Raw genomic sequence first — 18,814 nt, forward strand, 5'->3', positions numbered from 1 at the left:
GCGCATTATAGGGAGTAATTCTGAGGTGACAAGGGGAAATGCAAAAAAACTTTTCGTTCGCTCGCTTTTCCATCAAGACGCTGTTTAAACGCCCTGTTTGCGGATCATTTGCGCGATTTCTCGGGCAAATCGGGAGACCTGTTGCCAGTCGGTATAGACCACTTCTTTACGGGTATCCGTTTCGCCCCCGGTCATTTTCATAATCAGGCGGATCATAAACCGATCGTACCAGCGGTAACGCGGGTAACGTAGCGCCCCGGCAAACACCGCGCAGCTCTGCGGCTGCCACAGCGAGTTGAGCAGAAACTTGCGCGTATAGCTGTTGGTCTGCGGCGTGCGCTTCTCGGGTTTGCGCGCAACCAGGTTCACCGAAAAGAATGCCCCCGGCAGCGCCTGCAATGCTGCAAGGTGCTTTTTCACAAAGCGGTCCACCGCCGGATGAAAGTGTCCGTAGCGAATCGACGCGCCAATCACCACGCGATCATAATGATGCCATTCCACGTCATCGGTACGGTTCAGATTCAGGGTGTCCGCATCGATACCCAGCTCTTTAAGCTCAGAGGCGAGAAACGAAGCGATTTCACGTGTCTGCCCGTCGCGGGTGGAAAAGAGAATTAAAGTTTTCACGAGCACTCCTGTTATTCGCGCCAGAAAGTGGGAGTAAAGAGCACCAGTAAGGTGAACACTTCCAGACGACCAAACAGCATATTAGCAATCAGGATCCATTTCGCGACCGGGTTCATGGTGGCAAAGTTGTCCGCGACGACGCCGAGCCCAGGCCCGAGGTTATTCAATGTCGCCACCACGGAGGCGAAAGCGGAGAAGTCATCCACCCCGGTGGCGATAATAGCCAGCATACTAATGATAAAGACCAGCGCATAGGCGGAGAAGAATCCCCATACCGCTTCCAGAATACGTTCCGGCAGCGCGCGGTTACCTAATTTAATGCTATACACCGCATTCGGGTGAACCAGACGCTTAAGCTCACGGTTGCCCTGCTTGAACAGCAACAGGATACGGATAACCTTTAAGCCACCGCCCGTAGAGCCTGCGCAGCCGCCGATAAATGCGGAGCACAGCAGAAGCACCGGCAGGAACAGCGGCCAGCGCGCAATGCTATCGGTGGTGAATCCCGCGGTGGTCGCCATCGACACCACCTGGAAAAACGCCTGATTCAGCGTCGTCAGCACCGAGCCGTACACGTTATGAAGCCATAGCACCAGCGTACAGACGATGACCAGCGTCAACTGGACGCCAATGAACATTCGAAACTCAGGGTCGCGCCAGTACACCTTCAGGCTGCGTCCGCTCAACAACGAAAAATGCAGACCGTAGTTACAGCCGGAGATCAGCAGGAAGATGGCAATGATGGAGTTGATCATCGGGCTGTTGAAATAGCCGACGCTGGCATCATGAGTCGAGAAACCGCCGATGGCGATGGTGGCGAAGCTGTGCCCTATCGCATCGAAGGCCGGCATACCGGCAAACCATAGCGCCAATGCGCAGGCGACCGTCAGTAACACATAGATGAGCCACAATGTCTTTGCCGTCTCGGCGATGCGCGGGCGCATCTTGTTATCTTTCAGCGGGCCGGGCATTTCCGCACGGTAGAGCTGCATCCCCCCGACGCCGAGGATAGGCAGAATCGCCACCGCCAGCACAATGATCCCCATACCGCCGAACCACTGCAGCATCTGCCGATAAAAGAGGATAGCGTGCGGGAGCGAGTCCAGCCCCACCAGGGTGGTCGCCCCGGTCGTCGTCAGGCCGGAAAATGACTCGAAGAAGGCATCCGTCACCGTCAGGTTCGGCTGTTCGGCGAAAATAAAGGGCAAGGCCCCTACGCTACCCAGCACGGTCCAGAACAGCACCACGATCAGAAATCCTTCACGGGATTTCAGTTCCCCCTTTTGCTTACGGTTCGGCCACCACAGCATGGAGCCGATCGCCAGAGCGACAAAAAAAGTTTGAGTGAAGGCCCGTCCCGCGCCATCGCGATATATCAGGGCCACTAATCCCGGGACGATCATCGTCCCCGAAAACAAGATGACCAGCAGTCCAACGATTCGGGTTATGGCGCGAAAATGCATCTCTGGCGCTTCCTTTGATAGGCAAAAAAACAGAGGGGATTATTCGTTAATCTTCAGCAATTGCAATGAACCGCGACTAAAATCAGCCAGTTTTGCTGAAAAAGCCGCCACTTCAGCCTGGGGAAGCGCCACGCGCAGCCGAACCGACGCCAGATATTCGCTTTCAACGACGTTGCCGGAAAATTGGGCGAGCAGCGCTTCGACGCCGGCCAGTTGCCCATATTCACATTGCAAAGTATATGCCGTTAACGGCGTCTTGCGCAGTGTCGTCAACTGCGCCAGCGCCTGATGAACACCGCCGCCATAGGCTTTCACCAGGCCGCCGGTGCCCAGCAGGATACCACCGTAGTAACGCACGACGACAGCGGTTATCTCGCCGACGCCGCTTCCCATCAGCTGCGCCAGCATCGGTTTACCCGCCGTTCCCGCCGGTTCGCCATCATCAGAAAACCCAAGCTGTTGCGAATCATCAGGCGGTCCGGCGACCCACGCCACGCAGTGGTGACGGGCATCGGGGTGATCCGCTCTGACGGACTCGACAAAGGCTTTCGCCGCCGCCACGCCGTCGGTATGCGCCAACAGCGTGATAAAACGGCTCTTTTTGATCTCCTCAACGACGGAAACGGGCGCCGCCGGGATTAACCAGCTCTCCATTAGGCCAGCTTCAGATCGCGCGTCATGTTTTCGATACTGTTTTCGTGAACCACCACATTATCTTCGATACGGATCCCGCCGAATGGCTTCATGGCGTCAATTTTTTGCCAGTTGAAGTGTTTGCTGAACGGGCCTTCACGCCACGGCGCCAGTAACGACTCGATAAAGTAGATGCCGGGTTCAATGGTCAACACCATACGCGGCTCGATAATACGGGTGCAGCGCAGATACGGGTATTTCGCTGGCGCCGCCAGATGCGTACCGGAGTCGTCTTGCATAAAGCCAGCAACATCATGCACCTGCAGACCCAGCGGATGACCAATCCCGTGCGGCATAAATGGCCCGGTCAGATCGTTTTCCACCATCGCCTCTTCGCTCATGTCAGTGACTAACTGGTGTTTACGCAGCAGCTTCGCAATACGCTGGTGGAACTGGATATGGTAATCGACGTAGCGAGTCCCGGCTTTCATGGTGCTAATCAGCGCCAGCTGCTCGTCGTTAACGTCTTTAATCAGATGGGCGAAATCGTTATCGCCGTGTGCCGCCCAGGTCCGCGTCAGATCCGCAGCATAGCCGTTATATTCCGCACCGGCGTCGAGCAGGAAGCTGCGCATTTCCGCCGGAGCGCGGTGGTCCAGTTTGGTGTAGTGCAGGACAGAAGCATGCTCGTTCAGCGCCACGATGTTGCTGTAAGGCACGTCGGTATCGCGGTGACCGGTTGCGGTAAGATAGGCCTGATTGATATCGAATTCGCTCATCCCGGACTGAAAAGCTTCATAGGCCGCACGATGACCATTCACCGCCGACTTCTGCGCTTCACGCATACAGGCCAGCTCGTAATCGGTTTTGTAAGCCCGGTAGTAATGCAGATAATCGATAACCCCTTTCGGGTTGATCTTATCCGCGGCGATTCCCAGACCCAGCGCGCGCTCCGGAACCGGCCCGATATAACCAATATTTCCGCGAGCGGCAGGCAGTTGGCTGCCGATGCCATCGGCCTTCGGCAGCGCGACCACATCGACCTCTTCGGTCCAGAACGAGGTCGGCAGCGGCTCAACGTTATGCCAGTAATCAACCGGCAGATAGAACCACAGCTTCGGTTTATTCACACCGTCCACCAGCAACCAGCAGTTAGGCACCTGAGTCACCGGCACCCAGGCTTTGAACTGCGGATTGACCTTGAACGGGTACGGATGGTCATCAAGGAAGACGTTAACCAGCTCGCCGGAGTGAATCAGCAGAGCATCCATCTGAAAACGGGACAGGACGTCGCGGGTACGTTCTTGTAGGGTAACAATATGATTTTTATAGAGCGCGGCCAGGGATTCCATCTTTTGTCCTTTGCTTTTATGGGATCGTGATACTCCGCATCTTAGCACATCGACCTGCGTGCGGGTGATTTCCACCGGATGTGATCCGACCAGCAATTATTTAAAGAGTAATTTGCAATTCTTTAACATAAATTCCACACTCCGTTTCATCTGGTATGACCAGATCATATTGCTGGATTCAGGAGACTGACATGCTCTACAAAGGCGACACCCTGTACCTCGACTGGCTGGAAGATGGCATCGCCGAACTGGTGTTCGATGCCCCAGGTTCGGTCAACAAGCTTGATACCGCAACCGTAGCCAGCCTCGGTCATGCGCTGGACGTACTGGAAAAACAAAACGATCTCAAAGGCCTGATGCTGCGCTCTGAAAAAGCGGCGTTTATCGTCGGCGCGGATATTACGGAATTCCTCTCACTGTTCCTGGTCCCTGAGGAGCAGTTAAGCCAATGGCTGCATTTTGCTAACAGCGTCTTCAACCGTCTGGAAGATCTTCCGGTCCCCACTGTCTCCGCCGTCAACGGTTACGCGCTGGGCGGCGGTTGTGAATGCGTCCTGGCGACCGATTATCGCCTGGCGACGCCGGATCTGCGCATTGGTCTGCCGGAAACCAAACTCGGCATTATGCCAGGCTTCGGCGGCTCAGTCCGTTTGCCGCGCCTGCTCGGCGCCGACAGCGCGCTGGACATCATTGCTGCCGGGAAAGATGTCGGTGCCGATCAAGCGCTGAAAATCGGCCTGGTGGATGGCGTAGTTGCTGCCGACAAACTGCGCGACGGCGCGCTGGCGATCCTGCGCCAGGCGATTCAGGGCGACCTGGACTGGAAAGCGAAACGTCAACCGAAGCTGGAGCCGCTGAAGCTCAGCAAAATTGAAGCGACGATGAGTTTCACCATCGCCAAAGGCATGGTCGCGCAAACCGCCGGGAAGCATTATCCGGCGCCGATCACCGCGGTGAAAACCATTGAAGCCGCCGCGCGTCTTGGTCGTGAAGAGGCCCTGGTGCTGGAAAATAAAAGCTTTGTCCCGCTGGCTCATACCAATGAGGCCCGCGCGCTGGTCGGTATCTTCCTCAACGACCAGTACGTCAAAGCGAAAGCGAAAAAACTGACCAAAGATGTCGAAACGCCGAAGCAGGCCGCCGTCCTGGGCGCGGGCATTATGGGCGGCGGCATCGCTTATCAGTCGGCGTGGAAAGGCGTGCCGGTCATCATGAAGGACATCAACGATAAATCGCTGACGCTCGGCATGACCGAAGCGGCGAAGCTACTGAATAAACAGCTGGAACGCGGCAAAATCGACGGTCTGAAGCTGGCCGGAGTAATAAGCACCATTCAGCCGACGCTGGAGTATAGCGGTTTTGATCGCGTGGACGTGGTCGTTGAAGCGGTGGTGGAAAACCCGAAAGTGAAGAAAGCGGTGCTGGCGGAAACGGAAGATAAAATCCGCCCGGATACCGTGCTGGCGTCCAACACCTCAACGATCCCCATCAGCGAGCTGGCCAGCGTTCTGCAGCGCCCGGAAAACTTCTGCGGCATGCACTTCTTTAACCCGGTGCATCGCATGCCGCTGGTAGAAGTGATCCGCGGCGAAAAAACCTCGGATAAGACCATTGCCAAAGTCGTCGCCTGGGCCAGCAAAATGGGCAAGACGCCAATCGTGGTCAATGATTGTCCCGGTTTCTTCGTCAACCGCGTGCTGTTCCCCTACTTCGCCGGCTTCAGCCAGCTGCTGCGCGACGGGGCGGATTTCCGCAAAGTCGACAAAGTGATGGAGAAACAGTTTGGCTGGCCGATGGGCCCGGCCTATCTGCTGGACGTGGTCGGCATCGACACCGCGCACCATGCTCAGGCGGTCATGGCGGCGGGCTTCCCGCAGCGGATGCAGAAAGATTATCGCGACGCCATCGACGCCCTGTTTGACGCCAACCGTTTCGGCCAGAAGAACGGCCTCGGCTTCTGGCGCTATAAAGACGACAGCAAAGGTAAGCCGAAGAAAGAAGAAGATGCCGCCGTCGACAGCCTGCTGGCCGACGTCAGCCAGCCGAAGCGCGATTTCAGCGATGAAGAGATTATCGCCCGCATGATGATCCCGATGGTTAACGAAGTCGTCCGCTGCCTGGAAGAAGGCATTATCGCCAGCCCGGCGGAAGCAGATATGGCGCTGGTATACGGCCTCGGCTTCCCTCCGTTCCACGGCGGCGCCTTCCGCTGGCTGGATACCATCGGCAGCGCGAAGTATCTCGATATGGCGCAGCAGTACCAGCACCTTGGGCCGCTGTATGAAGTCCCTGCCGGTCTGCGTGACAAAGCGCGCCATAACGAAGCGTATTATCCCCAGGTAGAGCCAGCCCGTCCGGTTGGCGCTCTGAAAACGGCTTAAGGAGTCACAATGGAACAGGTTGTCATTGTCGATGCTATTCGCACCCCGATGGGCCGTTCAAAGGGCGGCGCATTTCGCCACGTGCGCGCGGAAGACCTCTCCGCGCACCTGATGCGTAGCCTGCTGTCGCGCAACCCGTCGCTTGAGGCAAGCGCGATAGACGATATCTACTGGGGCTGCGTACAGCAAACCCTCGAGCAGGGTTTTAACATCGCCCGTAACGCGGCGCTGCTGGCGGAGATCCCGCATTCGGTACCGGCAAACACGGTTAACCGTCTGTGCGGTTCTTCCATGCAGGCGCTGCACGATGCCGCGCGCATGATCATGACCGGCGATGCCAGCGTTTGCCTGATTGGCGGCGTGGAGCACATGGGCCATGTGCCGATGAGCCACGGCGTCGATTTCCACCCGGGCCTGAGTCGCAACGTGGCGAAGGCGGCAGGGATGATGGGGCTGACCGCTGAAATGCTGGCGCGTCTGCACGGCATTAGCCGGGAAATGCAGGATCAGTTCGCCGCGCGCTCCCACGCCCGCGCCTGGGCTGCGACCCAGTCCGGCGCATTCAAAGCCGAGATTATCCCCACCGGCGGCCACGATGCCGATGGCGTACTGAAGTCCTTTAACTATGACGAAGTGATCCGCCCGGAAACCACCGTCGAGACGCTGTCTACCCTGAGGCCGGCGTTTGACCCGGTGACCGGTACGGTAACGGCGGGTACCTCTTCCGCCCTTTCCGATGGCGCGGCGGCGATGCTGCTGATGAGCGAAAGTCGCGCCCGCGAACTGGGGCTGAAGCCACGCGCCCGCGTCCGTTCGATGGCGGTGGTCGGCTGCGACCCGTCCATTATGGGCTATGGCCCGGTTCCCGCCTCGAAGCTGGCGCTGAAAAAAGCGGGCTTATCCACCAGCGATATCGACGTCTTTGAAATGAATGAGGCCTTTGCCGCGCAGATCCTGCCGTGCATTAAAGATCTGGGCCTGATGGAGCAGATCGATGAGAAGATCAACCTTAACGGCGGGGCGATCGCGCTCGGTCATCCGCTGGGTTGTTCCGGGGCGCGTATAAGCACCACGTTGATCAATCAGATGGAGCGTAAAGATGCCCAGTTCGGCCTCGCCACCATGTGCATTGGCCTGGGACAAGGGATCGCCACCGTGTTTGAGCGGGTGTAAATTTACAAAAGGGTATCTCACAGCCAATGGCGTCAGAACAAGGCGGCAAGCGAGCGAATCCCGATGAGCTTACTGAAGTAAGTGATTCGGGTGAGCGAGCGCAGCCGACGCAGTTATGACGTCATTGGCGAAGAGAGACAGTTTAGTTGCCGTTCTTCCCGCCTGTCAGGGGCGGGTTTTTTATTTGCAGATATCAGATAAAGGCAAACGCGTCGCCAAACAGGCGATCTTCGCGCGCGCCGCGTTCGTTGCAGAACAGGTCGCGAGCAATCTTGGCCATCTCAAAACGCCCGGCAATATAGATATCGTGATCGGCCAGGGTACCGTAATCCTGCAGCACCGCGGTCAGCACGGTGCCGGAACGCCCACGCCAGCCCTCTTCCGGCTGCTCAACCACCGGCTCAATGCGCAGATTCGGATGTTTGACGCTCAAGGCTTCCAGCTCAGCCAGATCGTACAGATGTTTGGTCTCGCGGCCGCCCCAGTAAATCGCGATATCGCGCTGAGGATTGCGTGACAGCGCGGTCAGCAGAATAGAACGCACATAAGAGAAGCCGGTGCCGCCGGCAATCAAAATCAGCGGGCGGTCTTCATCTTCACGCAGCCAGGCTTCGCCATGCGGGATATCAACCTCAATTTCGCGCTCTTTCAGGATGCGATCCATGACCGCCATCGCGTACAGATTGAGCTCCGAGGCGCCGATATGCAGTTCGATAAATTCCTGTTCCGCCGGCGTGGAGGCCATGGAGAATGGGCGTTTGTCGCGCTCATCCATTACCACCATCAGATACTGGCCAGCGCGGAAAGAGAATGCCGCTTCCGGTACTAATCGAACACGATACACGGTATCGGTAATCGCCTCCACCGAGGTCACTTTACAGCTTAAGGTTGTCATGCGTCCCCTCTGTCGGGTCTATAGAGCAAAACAGCGGCGTTAGCCCCGCTTACTGTTGTTTAAAGATGGCCAGATCATCCCAGATGGCGTCAATGCGCGCCGTGACGGCAGGATCTTTTTTGATTGGGCGACCCCATTCACGCTGGGTTTCGCCAGGCCATTTATTGGTGGCATCCAGCCCCATTTTTGAACCCAGGCCGGAAACCGGCGAGGCAAAATCCAGATAATCAATTGGCGTATTCTCTACCAGTACCGTATCACGAGCTGGGTCCATACGGGTAGTGATCGCCCAAATCACATCGTTCCAGTCGCGGGCGTTGACATCGTCATCGCAGACAATCACGAATTTGGTATACATAAACTGGCGCAGGAACGACCAGACGCCCATCATCACGCGCTTGGCATGGCCTGCATACTGTTTTTTCATCGTCACCACCGCCAGGCGGTAGGAGCACCCTTCCGGCGGCAGATAGAAATCGACGATTTCCGGAAACTGTTTTTGCAGGATCGGGACGAAGACTTCATTCAGCGCTACGCCCAGCACCGCAGGCTCATCCGGCGGACGGCCGGTATAGGTCGAATGATAAATCGCGTCTTCACGTTGGGTAATATGGGTGACCGTAAACACCGGGAACTGGTCTACTTCATTGTAGTAGCCGGTATGGTCGCCATACGGACCTTCCGGCGCCATCTCCCCGGCCTCGATATAACCTTCCAGCACAATCTCTGCGCTGGCAGGCACTTCAAGATCGTTCGAGACGCATTTCACCACTTCGGTTTTGGTACCGCGCAGCAGCCCGGCAAAGGCATATTCCGACAAAGTATCCGGCACCGGGGTCACCGCGCCAAGAATGGTCGCTGGGTCGGCGCCGAGCGCCACAGAAACCGGGAAGCGTTCGCCCGGACGCGCCGCGCTCCACTCCTGGAAATCCAGTGCGCCGCCGCGATGAGACAGCCAGCGCATAATCAGTTTGTTTTTGCCAATCAGCTGCTGGCGATAAATCCCCAGGTTCTGCCGCTCTTTGTGCGGCCCGCGGGTCACCGTCAGCCCCCAGGTGATCAGCGGCGCGGCATCGTCCGGCCAGCAGGTCATAATCGGGATTTTCCTCAGGTCGACGTCATCGCCCTGGATGATTTTTTGCTGGCAGGGGGCGCCGCGCAGACGTTTGGTCGGCATATTCAGCACTTGTTTAAACTGCGGCAGCTTATCAAACAGATCGCGGAAACCTTTGGGCGGCTCAGGCTCTTTCAGAAAGGCTAACAGCTTACCCACCTCGCGCAGCGAACTGACGTCCTCCTGACCCATCCCCAGCGCCACGCGCCGCGGCGTGCCGAACAGGTTGCACAGCACCGGCATGGTATAGCCTTTCGGATTCTCAAACAGCAACGCCGGACCGCCGGCGCGCAGGGTGCGGTCGGCAATTTCGGTGATTTCCAGGTGGGGATCGACCGGCAGAGTGATACGTTTTAGTTCGCCCTGTTGTTCCAGGAGTGTCAGAAAGTCGCGAAGATCGTGATATTTCATGAAAGTGTTATTGACCTCTCTACAGGCGGCTAATTATACGGTGTTCAACGGCGAGATGCTGTAATTTTGTTAAATTAGCGTGAAAGAACGCTGAAATTTGGATTTCAATTATAATGGCTTTCGCGATTACACCAGCCATTTGTTATGCTTGCCGTTATTAGAAGTGGAATGAGTCATTATGCAAGCCTGGTACTTACTGTATTGCAAACGTGGGCAGCTACAACGAGCCCAGGAACATCTGGAACGTCAGTCAGTTAACTGCCTGATGCCGACGATTGCGCTGGAAAAAATCATTCGCGGTAAACGCACCATGGTCAGCGAACCGCTGTTCCCGAACTACCTGTTTATTGAGTTCGATCCAGAGGTGATTCATACCACCACCATCAGCGCCACCCGCGGGGTTAACAACTTCGTGCGCTTTGGCGCCCTACCCGCTATCGTCCCCTCGGCGGTCATCCATCAGCTCTCTATCTATAAACCGGAAGGCATCACCGACCCGGAAACGCCGCATGAGGGCGATAGCGTACTGATCACCGACGGCGCGTTCGAAGGCTTACAGGCTATCTTTACCGAGCCGGACGGTGAAGCACGCTCTATGTTGCTGTTAAACCTGCTGAATAAGCAAGTCCTGCAGAGCGTTAAAAACACCGATTTCCAGAAAATCTAAGCGCCGATAACGTCGACGCCAAACAGCGCTCTGACGTTTGCGTCCGTTTGCGTCTCAAGCCACTGCGCCTCCTCGCCGCGCCAGGCCGCGACGCTGGCCAGGATATGCGGCAAATATGCGGGCTCGTTACGACGCGAGGCGGGTTTCGGCTTGAGGTCGCGCGGCAGCAGATAGGGCGCATCGGTCTCCAGCAGCAGACGTTCCGCCGGGATCGCCGGCAGTAGCTCTCGCAGCTCGAGCCCGCGCCGCTCATCGCACACCCAACCGGTAATGCCGATAAACAGCCCCAGATCCAGACATTCCTGCACCTCGCTGCGGCTGCCGGTAAAGCAGTGCAGCACCGCGCCCGGGATCTTCCCAAGCCAGGGTTTAAGTAGCGTCAGAAACCGGTCGTGGGCGTCGCGGCAGTGTAAAAACACCGGTATCGACAGCTCGGCGGCCAGCGCCAGTTGGGCGCTGAATGCCGCCTCCTGCTCCTGCGGCGTGGAGAAATTACGATTAAAATCCAGACCGCATTCCCCTATCGCCACCACCTGCGGCTCGCGGGCAAGGACATAAATCGCCTCGGCGACCGCTGGCGTCCAGCTGCTGCCGTCATGGGGATGAACCCCCGCCGTGGACCAGCAGCCGGCGTAATGGCTCGCCATTCTCTGCGCCTGCTGGCTCTCCGGCAAATTTGTGCCGGTCAGCAGCATGCCGTGGACACCCGCCGACCGGGCGCGCGCCACCACCTCATCATGGTCGCGGGCAAACTGCGAACTGGTCAGATTAACGCCGATATCAAACATGATCGCTCCATATGACAACCGCCCTGACGGGCGGTTGGCGGTATTACTCTTCTCTGTGCTCAGCGGCTTCAGCTTCGGCCGCGGCATCGTCATCGCGTGTCAGGCGCTTCCCGGTGTAGAAGCGGGCGAAGAACACCCCGACTTCAAACAGACAGTACATCGGAATGGCCAGCAGCGTCTGCGAGAACACGTCCGGCGGCGTCAGCAGCATGCCCACCACGAAGGCGCCCACCAGCACATACGGCCGTTTTTTGCGCAGCTCTTCCGGCGTAGTGACGCCCATCCAGCAGAGCAGCACAATGGCGACCGGCACCTCAAAAGAGACCCCGAACGCCATAAACAGCGCCATCACGAAGTCGAGATAGCTGCGGATATCGGTCGAGACCAGCACCCCCTCCGGGGCAGCATGGGTCAGAAAGCCGAACGCCAGCGGAAACACGACAAAATACGCGAAAGCCATGCCGATATAGAACAGCAGCGTGCTGGAGACCAGCAAGGGCACCACCAGCCGGCGCTCGTGCTTATACAGCGCCGGCGCGACGAAGGCCCATACCTGATACAGAATAATCGGCACCGACAGGATCACCGACACCATAAAGGTCAGCTTTATCGGCGTAAAGAAAGGTGAAGCGACATCGGTGGCGATCATCGTCGCGCCTACCGGCATCTTGCTGATAAGCGGGGCCGAGACCAGCTGATAGATATCATTGGCGAAATAGACCAGCGCCAGGAAGATCACCAGGATAGCAATGATGCTGTTGAGCAGACGCTTGCGCAGCTCAATCAGATGCGAAATTAGCGGTTGTGTATCGTCTACGCCCATGTTTACGGTTTATCACTCGATGCGGGGGAAGAATGGGGGGCAGCCGCCGTAGCGGATGTTTTCTCTGCCGGTGAAGCGGGTTGCTCGTCGGCCACAGGCTCTGGCGCATGAGCCGGAGCGCTGGCCTGATGTTCGGCCGTCGCCGGCGTGACGTCCTGCCGCTGCGCTTCGCTGCCTTTCACCACCGGATTATGGATGGTATTCGCTTCGTCGCTGGCCTTTTCCGGATCGTGGGCGCTATAGGAGCGCTTCATCGACTCCGCGGCCTCGCGCAGCTCGTCCATAGAGGCTTTCAGCTCCGGCGTCAGGTTATTCAGGCTGGCCTTTTCCACCTTCTTGAGGCTCTCCTGGAACTCCTGCAGTTTTAGCTCCTGAGCCAGCTCATTCTGCACCGTGGTCGCCAGCGACCGTAGCGTACGGATCCAGCCAACCACCGTTTTAACCGCGACGGGAAGCCGCTGTGGCCCCAGAACAATGAGGCCAATTACAAACACCAGCAGTAGTTCACTAAAACCAATATCGAACACGAGTTACACCTGCTCTTTGTCGTGGCGTTTTGTCTCGTCTTTTTTTGCATCATCCTGTTTGTCGGCGATAGTTTTCGCCGTGAAATCTGCGTCTGGCGCCGACTTTTCGGGTTTATCATCATCACTCATGGCTTTTTTAAAGCCTTTGATGGATGCCCCTAAGTCTGACCCCAGTGAGCTCAGCTTCTTCGTCCCGAATAGCAGAACTACGATGACGACAACAATTAATAACTGCCAAATACTGATACCACCCATACACGTTCCCCTATGACAGATGATGAATTATGTGGACGCATTATACACGCCATCCTGCCAGCCGCCTCGCCGTCAGGCCACCGGCATGATTTTGCGCAAATAAGCCTGCGTCATGAAGTGGCGAACCGATCAGTGGGTTTTTCGCCAGCCAATCAGCCAGGTCACGACACCGCCGGCCATCAGCCAGCCGGGCATCATTCCCCACTCAGGGCGATGGATAAAGAGCAGCGTACCACTGAGCAATAAAACCGCGCCTATACCAAACAGATAACGGGATTGGCCCTGGCGCACATGACGCACATGCATATTCCGCACGATAGTATCGACGCTGGTCTGCAGCTGTTTGCTCTGCTGCAGGCTCTGATACACCAGCTCAGGTATTTCAGGCATTCTTTCGATCCAGAACGGCGCTTTGTCTTTAAACGCGCGCACCAGCGCCGGAATACCGACCTGATCTTTGATCCACGACTCAAGGAAAGGCTTCGCCGTTTTCCACAAGTCTAACTGAGGATAGAGCTGCCGGCCTACCCCTTCTACGTAAAGTAATGTCTTCTGTAGCAAAACAAGCTGCGGCTGGACTTCCATATTGAAGCGCCGCGCGGTGTTGAACAGATTAAGCAGCACGTGGCCGAAGGAGATCTCCGCCAGCGGCTTCTCAAAGATGGGCTCGCAGACCGTGCGGATCGCGAACTCAAACTCTTCGACATTAGTGTCCGGCGGAACCCAACCGGAGTCGACGTGCAGCTCGGCAACCTTACGATAATCGCGGTTGAAAAAGGCGATAAAGTTTTCCGCCAGATAGCGCTTATCTTCTTTGTTCAGCGAGCCGACAATGCCGCAATCGATGCCGATATACTGCGGATCTTCCGGGTGCTCGTAGCTGACGAATATGTTGCCAGGGTGCATATCAGCATGGAAAAAACTGTCGCGGAACACCTGGGTGAAGAAGACCTGTACGCCCCGCTCCGCCAGCAGCTGCAGGTTGGTTCCCTGAGCCTCCAGCGCCTCGACGTCGGACACCGGAATGCCGTAGATGCGCTCCATCACCATCATGCTTTCGCTGCAGTAGTCGGGGTACACTTCCGGCACATACAGCATCGGGCTGTCTTCGAAATTACGCCGCAGCTGAATGGCGTTAGCGGATTCCCGCAGCAGGTTCAGCTCGTCCAGCAGCGTTTTTTCATACTCACGAACCACCTCCTGCGGGCGCAAACGGCGGCCGTCAGGCAGCAGACGCGGCACCCAGCGCGCCAGGCGGTAGATGAGCTTCATGTCCGCTTTAATGATCGGCAAAATATCCGGACGGATAACCTTGATCACCACCTCTTTGCCGTTCTCTTTCAGACGCGCGGTATGCACCTGGGCGATAGACGCCGAGGCTAACGGCTCAACGGAGAAATCATCAAACCAGGCCTCCACCGGCAGGCCACCCATCGCTTTCTCTATCTGCTGCTGCGCGAGCTTCCCGTCAAAGGGCGCCACGCGGTCCTGCAACAGCGCCAGCTGATCGGCAATATGCGGCGGAAAGAGATCCCGCCGCGTGGACAGCATCTGGCCGAATTTAATCCACACCGGCCCCAGCTCCTGAAGCGCCAGCCGCAGACGGGCGCCAAGGGGTTGATCCTGATGGCGGTTTGGCATCCAGAACAGCATCCGCCGCCAGATACGCAGCGGCAGCGTGATCCGCATTTTGGGGATGAGCTCATCGAGCCCGTAGCTCAAAAAGGTGTGGACGATGAAATACAGGCGCCGTAATTCTCCTGGCGTCATTTGCCCTCCAGCGTTTCCAGCCGTTTTTCCAGTGCGGCCAGCGCGCGTTCAATAGCCGTCGTCTCTTCAGCAAACCAGGCCAGCTCCAGCGGCCCCGGCGCCAGGCGCCACTCTTCAGTGATCGCTTCCGCGACATAGCGCTGCTGGCGCTGCGCGCCTTTCAGTAAAAACTGAGCGCCGCCGCGGAGAACTTTACCGACGCCTTCGGCCACGATGTCGCCGGTGTAAGGCGCCAGCAGTTCAGCGGGATCGAACTCTGCCAGATCGCACAGGGTGACCATGTTCTGCACCACCTGCAGATCGCCCTGCACTTCCAGCTCGCCGCTGCGGATAAGCGCCGTGAGCTGCTGACGGTTGCGCAGTTTTGGCAGTACGCTGAGCCGGGTAATCACGGTGCAGTCGGCCTCTCCCTCCCAGGCGCTCAGGACATCAACCTGGCGTTCGCTGAACACCAGCACCACGGGCGTGGAGAGGTCCTGCAGCTGTACCCGCAATACCTTGCCCAGCAGGCGCTGGCGGGCCGGTTTTAGCGCTTTGTCGCGCCAGAGGAAAGTATTCAGCGCCGTTTCAATGCCAGCGGTCACCAGGGGTGTGAAAGGCATAGCGTCCCTCCTGTCAGAACTTGTAACCGCGATGCAAAGCAACGATACCTGCCGTCAGGTTGTAGTAGTCCACGCTTTCGAAGCCTGCATCCTGCATCATCCCTTTCAGGGATTCCTGGTCCGGATGCATACGGATCGACTCCGCCAGGTAGCGATAGCTGTCGCCGTCTTTTGCCACCAGCTCGCCCACCTTCGGCAGGATATGGAAGGAGTAAGCGTCGTAGGCTTTGCTCAGCGGTTCAATAATGGGTTTAGAAAACTCCAGCACCAGCAGACGTCCGCCCGGCTTCAGCACGCGGTACATCGAACGCAGCGCTTTTTCTTTGTCGGTCACGTTACGCAGACCGAAAGAGATGGTGATGCAGTCAAAGGTATTATCAGCAAACGGCAGGGCTTCCGCGTTGGCCTGAACATACTCAACGTTACCCACGATGCCGATATTGCGCAGCTTTTCGCGGCCCATTTTGAGCATTGAATCATTGATATCAGCAAGCATAACGCGGCCGGTTTCCCCAACCAGACGGGAAAACTTAGCCGTCAAATCACCGGTCCCCCCCGCCAGATCCAGCACGGTCTGCCCGCGACGTACACCGCTGCAGTCGATGGTGAAACGCTTCCACAAACGATGGATACCAAACGACATTAAGTCATTCATCACATCATACTTTGCGGCGACAGAATGGAATACATGCGCCACCATGTCCGCTTTCTGCTCTTTAGCGACCGTCTGAAAGCCAAAGTGCGTCGTTTCTTGTGAATCCTCAACCATCTTTATGCCTGCTTGCTTTTCAAGAAAATGTTCACTGAGTGTATCAGACTCAGCGCATTTCCCATACGTTTCAGCGTGGCGGAGCCGCCTCCCGGCTGCGCACCGCCTCGGCAGAGTCGGGCGAAAATGCGTCATTTTCCGGCAGGTTATCCTCCTCTTCGAGACGATATTGATCGTCCTGAGCAGTGGCTTGTTCGACTAAATCAGGATTAATCCCGCGCTTGACCTCCACGCCCAACCCGCGAAAAGCCTCCGCCTGAGCCAGCAGATTACCGCGCCCGGAAGCGAGCTTTTTCATCGCCTGGCGATAGTTCTCTTGCGCTTTATCCAGACTCTGGCCGATAGCGGACATATCGTCCACAAACAGGCGCATTTTGTCGTAAAGGCGCCCCGCCCGCTCGGCGATCTTCTGCGCGTTGCGGCTCTGGTGCTCATAACGCCACAGATTGGCGATGGTGCGCAGGGCCACCAGCAGCGTCGTCGGGCTGACCAGCATAATATTATTTTGCAGCGCCTCGCTGATGAGCTCGGGTTGACGATCAATGGCCAGCAGAAATGCCGGCTCGACGGGAATAAACATCAGCACATAGTCGAGGGAGCGCAGGCCCGGCAGTTGCTGATAATCCTTGCGTCCCAGCAGGCGAATATGATTACGCACCGAGGCAAGGTGCTCCTGCAGCGCGACTTCGCGGGTGTAGTCATCCTCGGCGTTGAAATAGCGCTCATAGGCGACAAGGGTCATTTTGGCGTCGATAACCACGTCTTTACCCTGCGGCAGGCGCACGATGACGTCCGGCTGCATCCGCGAGCGGTTGTCGGTCTCGATGCTGACCTGGGTCTGGTACTCATAGCCTTCCCGCAGGCCGGAGGCTTCCAGCACGCGGGTGAGAACCACTTCCCCCCAGTTGCCCTGAGTTTTGTTATCGCCCTTCAGCGCTTTGGTCAGGTTCAGCGCCTCCTGCGCCATCTGCGCGTTCAGCTGCTGCAGGTTGCGGATCTCATGCGCCAGGGTGTGCCTTTCCCGCGCCTCCTGGCCGAAGCTCTCCTGCACCTGGCGGCGGAACCCGTCCAGCTGTTCGCGCAGCGGTGTCAGCAGGCCATGCAGGCTCTGGCGATTTTGCTCATCGACGCGTCGGTTGCTGTGTTCGAAAATGCGGTTGGCGAGGTTTTCAAACTGCTCGCTCAGGCGCTGTTCGCTGTTCACCATCTGGCGGATCTTATCTTCCGCATGCAGCTGGGTGGATTCGAGCCGGGTGGTAACCTCCCGCAGATCGGCCTCCAGCGAGGTATTGATATCCCGCAGGCTGCGCAGCTCGTTGTTCAGCAGCTCGCACTCTTCACGCCAGTGGGCTTCCTGTACCAGCTGCTGACGGGCGGCGCTCAGCTCAATATCCAGCTCTCGCCGCTCCTCGATAAGATCGGCCCGAATTTGATCGGCGCGCGCTTTGGTCGCCAGCCAGCCGACGATTAATCCAGCAGCCAGTGCGATAACCGCGCTGATAATAATGGAGAGATCCACGACGCCCCCTGCGATAACCTGATGACACAAAATAGAATTGTGCTGTACAAACGTCCAGTTTAAAAGGAATTTCCTGCGAGAGGCGACGCAAAAAAAAGGCCGGAGGATCCGGCCTGACAGGGAAAGCGTTGAATTACAGCAGACGGCGCGCCGCTTCCACGACGATTTTCACCGCATGGCTTTCGGTTTGCTTCATGGTTTCGGCGTTAGGGATCTCTTGCTGGGTACGGTTAACGATAACCCCGGCCACCATCCCGGCGCGCAGACCCTGGCTGGCGCACATGGTCAGCAGCGTAGCGGATTCCATTTCATAGTTCATCACGCCCATCGCCTGCCACTCTTCCATGGAGCCTTTGAAGCGGCTCACTACGCGGCCGGAGAAGGTGTCGTAACGCTCCTGTCCCGGGTAGAAGGTATCCGAGGAAGCGGTCACGCCGATATGGGTGGTGGCGCCAATGGATTTCGCTGCTTCCACCAGCGCGGTGGTGCAGGCGAAATCTGCGACGGCCGGGAATTCCATCGGCGCGAAGTGCAGGCTGGCGCCGTCCAGACGAACGGAAGCGGTAGTCACCAGCACATCGCCAACGTTGATGTGCGGCTGAATGGCGCCGGTGGTGCCAATGCGCAGGAAGGTACGCACGCCAAGCTGCGCCAGCTCTTCCACAGCGATAGACGTAGACGGGCCGCCGATGCCGGTGGAGCAGACGATCACCGGTTTGCCGTCCAGTTCCGCGCGCCAGGAGGTAAATTCGCGGTGAGATGCCAGCTTAACCGGCTTATCCATCAGCGCGGCGATCTTTTCCACACGCTCCGGATCGCCAGGGACGATAGCCAGCGTAGCCCCTTGTAAATCGTTCTTGGTGAGGCCGAGATGAAAAACATCAGACTTGGACATAAAAAACTCCTCTGTGGGTCGAATTATCAGCAGAAGCAAAACGGTACTGTACAGAAGCCCCTGGCAACATTTTGTGATGTTAGTCACCAAGAACAATAATGATTGCAGTTGTTTTTCAGTAAATGGTGATAAACATCACATTAACAAGTT

Annotated in this window: 18 protein-coding genes; 3 read left to right on the forward strand and 15 right to left on the reverse strand. The window is 57.3% G+C overall.

What is annotated here, in order from left to right:
• Nucleotides 1–84: 84 nt before the first annotated feature.
• From hemG to pepQ, 4 genes are read right to left on the reverse strand one after another with little or no spacing between them, the layout of a single operon-like run.
• Nucleotides 85–627, reverse strand: a complete 543-nt coding sequence (hemG, locus tag ABLV52_RS10775; RefSeq protein WP_348890360.1) for a menaquinone-dependent protoporphyrinogen IX dehydrogenase — start codon at nucleotides 625–627, stop codon at nucleotides 85–87.
• 11 nt (nucleotides 628–638) lie between these two features.
• Nucleotides 639–2,090 (reverse strand): Trk system potassium transporter TrkH, encoded by a 1,452-nt coding sequence (trkH, locus tag ABLV52_RS10780; RefSeq protein ID WP_004886724.1) that lies wholly within the window; start codon nucleotides 2,088–2,090, stop codon nucleotides 639–641.
• A gap of 39 nt (nucleotides 2,091–2,129) precedes the next feature.
• Nucleotides 2,130–2,744, reverse strand: coding sequence for an IMPACT family protein (locus tag ABLV52_RS10785; protein WP_004886726.1), 615 nt, complete (start codon nucleotides 2,742–2,744; stop codon nucleotides 2,130–2,132).
• The gene (gene pepQ / locus ABLV52_RS10790; protein WP_032454527.1) at nucleotides 2,744–4,075 is read right to left on the reverse strand and encodes a Xaa-Pro dipeptidase; all 1,332 of its coding nucleotides are present in this window, start codon (nucleotides 4,073–4,075) and stop codon (nucleotides 2,744–2,746) included. Before pepQ ends, ABLV52_RS10785 begins: the two co-directional genes overlap by 1 nt.
• A 191-nt stretch (nucleotides 4,076–4,266) precedes the next feature.
• Between pepQ and fadB the strand changes: the two genes are divergently transcribed.
• The gene (gene fadB / locus ABLV52_RS10795; protein ID WP_348890361.1) at nucleotides 4,267–6,456 is read left to right on the forward strand and encodes a fatty acid oxidation complex subunit alpha FadB; all 2,190 of its coding nucleotides are present in this window, start codon (nucleotides 4,267–4,269) and stop codon (nucleotides 6,454–6,456) included.
• A gap of 9 nt (nucleotides 6,457–6,465) precedes the next feature.
• The gene (gene fadA, locus ABLV52_RS10800; RefSeq protein ID WP_004886733.1) at nucleotides 6,466–7,629 is read left to right on the forward strand and encodes an acetyl-CoA C-acyltransferase FadA; all 1,164 of its coding nucleotides are present in this window, start codon (nucleotides 6,466–6,468) and stop codon (nucleotides 7,627–7,629) included.
• A 193-nt stretch (nucleotides 7,630–7,822) separates the two neighbouring features.
• Here the strand turns inward: fadA and fre are convergent, their stop codons facing one another.
• Nucleotides 7,823–8,524, reverse strand: a complete 702-nt coding sequence (gene fre / locus ABLV52_RS10805) for an NAD(P)H-flavin reductase (protein WP_004886735.1) — start codon at nucleotides 8,522–8,524, stop codon at nucleotides 7,823–7,825.
• Between the two features lie 49 nt (nucleotides 8,525–8,573).
• On the reverse strand, nucleotides 8,574–10,049 hold the full coding sequence (gene ubiD / locus ABLV52_RS10810) for a 4-hydroxy-3-polyprenylbenzoate decarboxylase (protein WP_023291584.1): 1,476 nt from the start codon (nucleotides 10,047–10,049) through the stop codon (nucleotides 8,574–8,576).
• Nucleotides 10,050–10,227: 178 nt separating this feature from the next.
• Between ubiD and rfaH the strand changes: the two genes are divergently transcribed.
• Complete coding sequence (gene rfaH, locus ABLV52_RS10815; protein ID WP_004886742.1) at nucleotides 10,228–10,716, forward strand: transcription/translation regulatory transformer protein RfaH; 489 nt, start codon at nucleotides 10,228–10,230, stop codon at nucleotides 10,714–10,716.
• On the opposite strand, the gene tatD is transcribed toward rfaH, so the two are convergent.
• From tatD to udp, 9 genes are all read right to left on the reverse strand, one after another.
• Nucleotides 10,713–11,504 carry a 3'-5' ssDNA/RNA exonuclease TatD gene (gene tatD / locus ABLV52_RS10820; protein WP_348890362.1) on the reverse strand — a complete coding sequence of 264 codons (792 nt, stop codon included), beginning with the start codon at nucleotides 11,502–11,504 and terminating at the stop codon, nucleotides 10,713–10,715. The two genes, rfaH and tatD, sit on opposite strands and share 4 nt — an antisense overlap.
• A gap of 43 nt (nucleotides 11,505–11,547) precedes the next feature.
• On the reverse strand, nucleotides 11,548–12,327 hold the full coding sequence (tatC, locus tag ABLV52_RS10825) for a Sec-independent protein translocase subunit TatC (protein ID WP_004886745.1): 780 nt from the start codon (nucleotides 12,325–12,327) through the stop codon (nucleotides 11,548–11,550).
• A 2-nt stretch (nucleotides 12,328–12,329) separates the two neighbouring features.
• Nucleotides 12,330–12,854, reverse strand: a complete 525-nt coding sequence (gene tatB / locus ABLV52_RS10830; protein WP_048296407.1) for a Sec-independent protein translocase protein TatB — start codon at nucleotides 12,852–12,854, stop codon at nucleotides 12,330–12,332.
• A 3-nt stretch (nucleotides 12,855–12,857) separates the two neighbouring features.
• The gene (tatA, locus tag ABLV52_RS10835; RefSeq protein ID WP_002883425.1) at nucleotides 12,858–13,109 is read right to left on the reverse strand and encodes a Sec-independent protein translocase subunit TatA; all 252 of its coding nucleotides are present in this window, start codon (nucleotides 13,107–13,109) and stop codon (nucleotides 12,858–12,860) included.
• 129 nt (nucleotides 13,110–13,238) lie between these two features.
• Nucleotides 13,239–14,879, reverse strand: a complete 1,641-nt coding sequence (ubiB, locus tag ABLV52_RS10840; RefSeq protein ID WP_348890363.1) for a ubiquinone biosynthesis regulatory protein kinase UbiB — start codon at nucleotides 14,877–14,879, stop codon at nucleotides 13,239–13,241.
• Complete coding sequence (locus ABLV52_RS10845) at nucleotides 14,876–15,481, reverse strand: SCP2 domain-containing protein (protein WP_087849095.1); 606 nt, start codon at nucleotides 15,479–15,481, stop codon at nucleotides 14,876–14,878. Before ABLV52_RS10845 ends, ubiB begins: the two co-directional genes overlap by 4 nt.
• Before the next feature lie 13 nt (nucleotides 15,482–15,494).
• The gene (gene ubiE / locus ABLV52_RS10850) at nucleotides 15,495–16,250 is read right to left on the reverse strand and encodes a bifunctional demethylmenaquinone methyltransferase/2-methoxy-6-polyprenyl-1,4-benzoquinol methylase UbiE (protein ID WP_023291579.1); all 756 of its coding nucleotides are present in this window, start codon (nucleotides 16,248–16,250) and stop codon (nucleotides 15,495–15,497) included.
• Nucleotides 16,251–16,320: 70 nt separating this feature from the next.
• Complete coding sequence (gene rmuC / locus ABLV52_RS10855) at nucleotides 16,321–17,769, reverse strand: DNA recombination protein RmuC (protein WP_023291578.1); 1,449 nt, start codon at nucleotides 17,767–17,769, stop codon at nucleotides 16,321–16,323.
• A gap of 133 nt (nucleotides 17,770–17,902) precedes the next feature.
• Nucleotides 17,903–18,664, reverse strand: coding sequence for a uridine phosphorylase (gene udp, locus ABLV52_RS10860; protein ID WP_002883419.1), 762 nt, complete (start codon nucleotides 18,662–18,664; stop codon nucleotides 17,903–17,905).
• Nucleotides 18,665–18,814 lie beyond the last annotated feature (150 nt).

This window comes from Klebsiella sp. GB_Kp056 (genome assembly GCF_040064755.1).
Classification (GTDB): Bacteria; Pseudomonadota; Gammaproteobacteria; order Enterobacterales; family Enterobacteriaceae; genus Klebsiella; species Klebsiella quasipneumoniae.

Coding starts and splice junctions, on each gene's coding strand:
- ubiB (WP_348890363.1), bottom strand. CDS start 14,879: ATGACGCCAGGAGAATTACGGCGCCTGTATTTCATCGTCCACACCTTT.
- ubiD (WP_023291584.1), bottom strand. CDS start 10,049: ATGAAATATCACGATCTTCGCGACTTTCTGACACTCCTGGAACAACAG.
- ABLV52_RS10785 (WP_004886726.1), bottom strand. CDS start 2,744: ATGGAGAGCTGGTTAATCCCGGCGGCGCCCGTTTCCGTCGTTGAGGAG.
- tatA (WP_002883425.1), bottom strand. CDS start 13,109: ATGGGTGGTATCAGTATTTGGCAGTTATTAATTGTTGTCGTCATCGTA.
- ABLV52_RS10845 (WP_087849095.1), bottom strand. CDS start 15,481: ATGCCTTTCACACCCCTGGTGACCGCTGGCATTGAAACGGCGCTGAAT.
- fadB (WP_348890361.1), top strand. CDS start 4,267: ATGCTCTACAAAGGCGACACCCTGTACCTCGACTGGCTGGAAGATGGC.
- udp (WP_002883419.1), bottom strand. CDS start 18,664: ATGTCCAAGTCTGATGTTTTTCATCTCGGCCTCACCAAGAACGATTTA.
- fre (WP_004886735.1), bottom strand. CDS start 8,524: ATGACAACCTTAAGCTGTAAAGTGACCTCGGTGGAGGCGATTACCGAT.
- ubiE (WP_023291579.1), bottom strand. CDS start 16,250: ATGGTTGAGGATTCACAAGAAACGACGCACTTTGGCTTTCAGACGGTC.
- tatD (WP_348890362.1), bottom strand. CDS start 11,504: ATGTTTGATATCGGCGTTAATCTGACCAGTTCGCAGTTTGCCCGCGAC.
- trkH (WP_004886724.1), bottom strand. CDS start 2,090: ATGCATTTTCGCGCCATAACCCGAATCGTTGGACTGCTGGTCATCTTG.
- fadA (WP_004886733.1), top strand. CDS start 6,466: ATGGAACAGGTTGTCATTGTCGATGCTATTCGCACCCCGATGGGCCGT.
- pepQ (WP_032454527.1), bottom strand. CDS start 4,075: ATGGAATCCCTGGCCGCGCTCTATAAAAATCATATTGTTACCCTACAA.
- rfaH (WP_004886742.1), top strand. CDS start 10,228: ATGCAAGCCTGGTACTTACTGTATTGCAAACGTGGGCAGCTACAACGA.
- tatC (WP_004886745.1), bottom strand. CDS start 12,327: ATGGGCGTAGACGATACACAACCGCTAATTTCGCATCTGATTGAGCTG.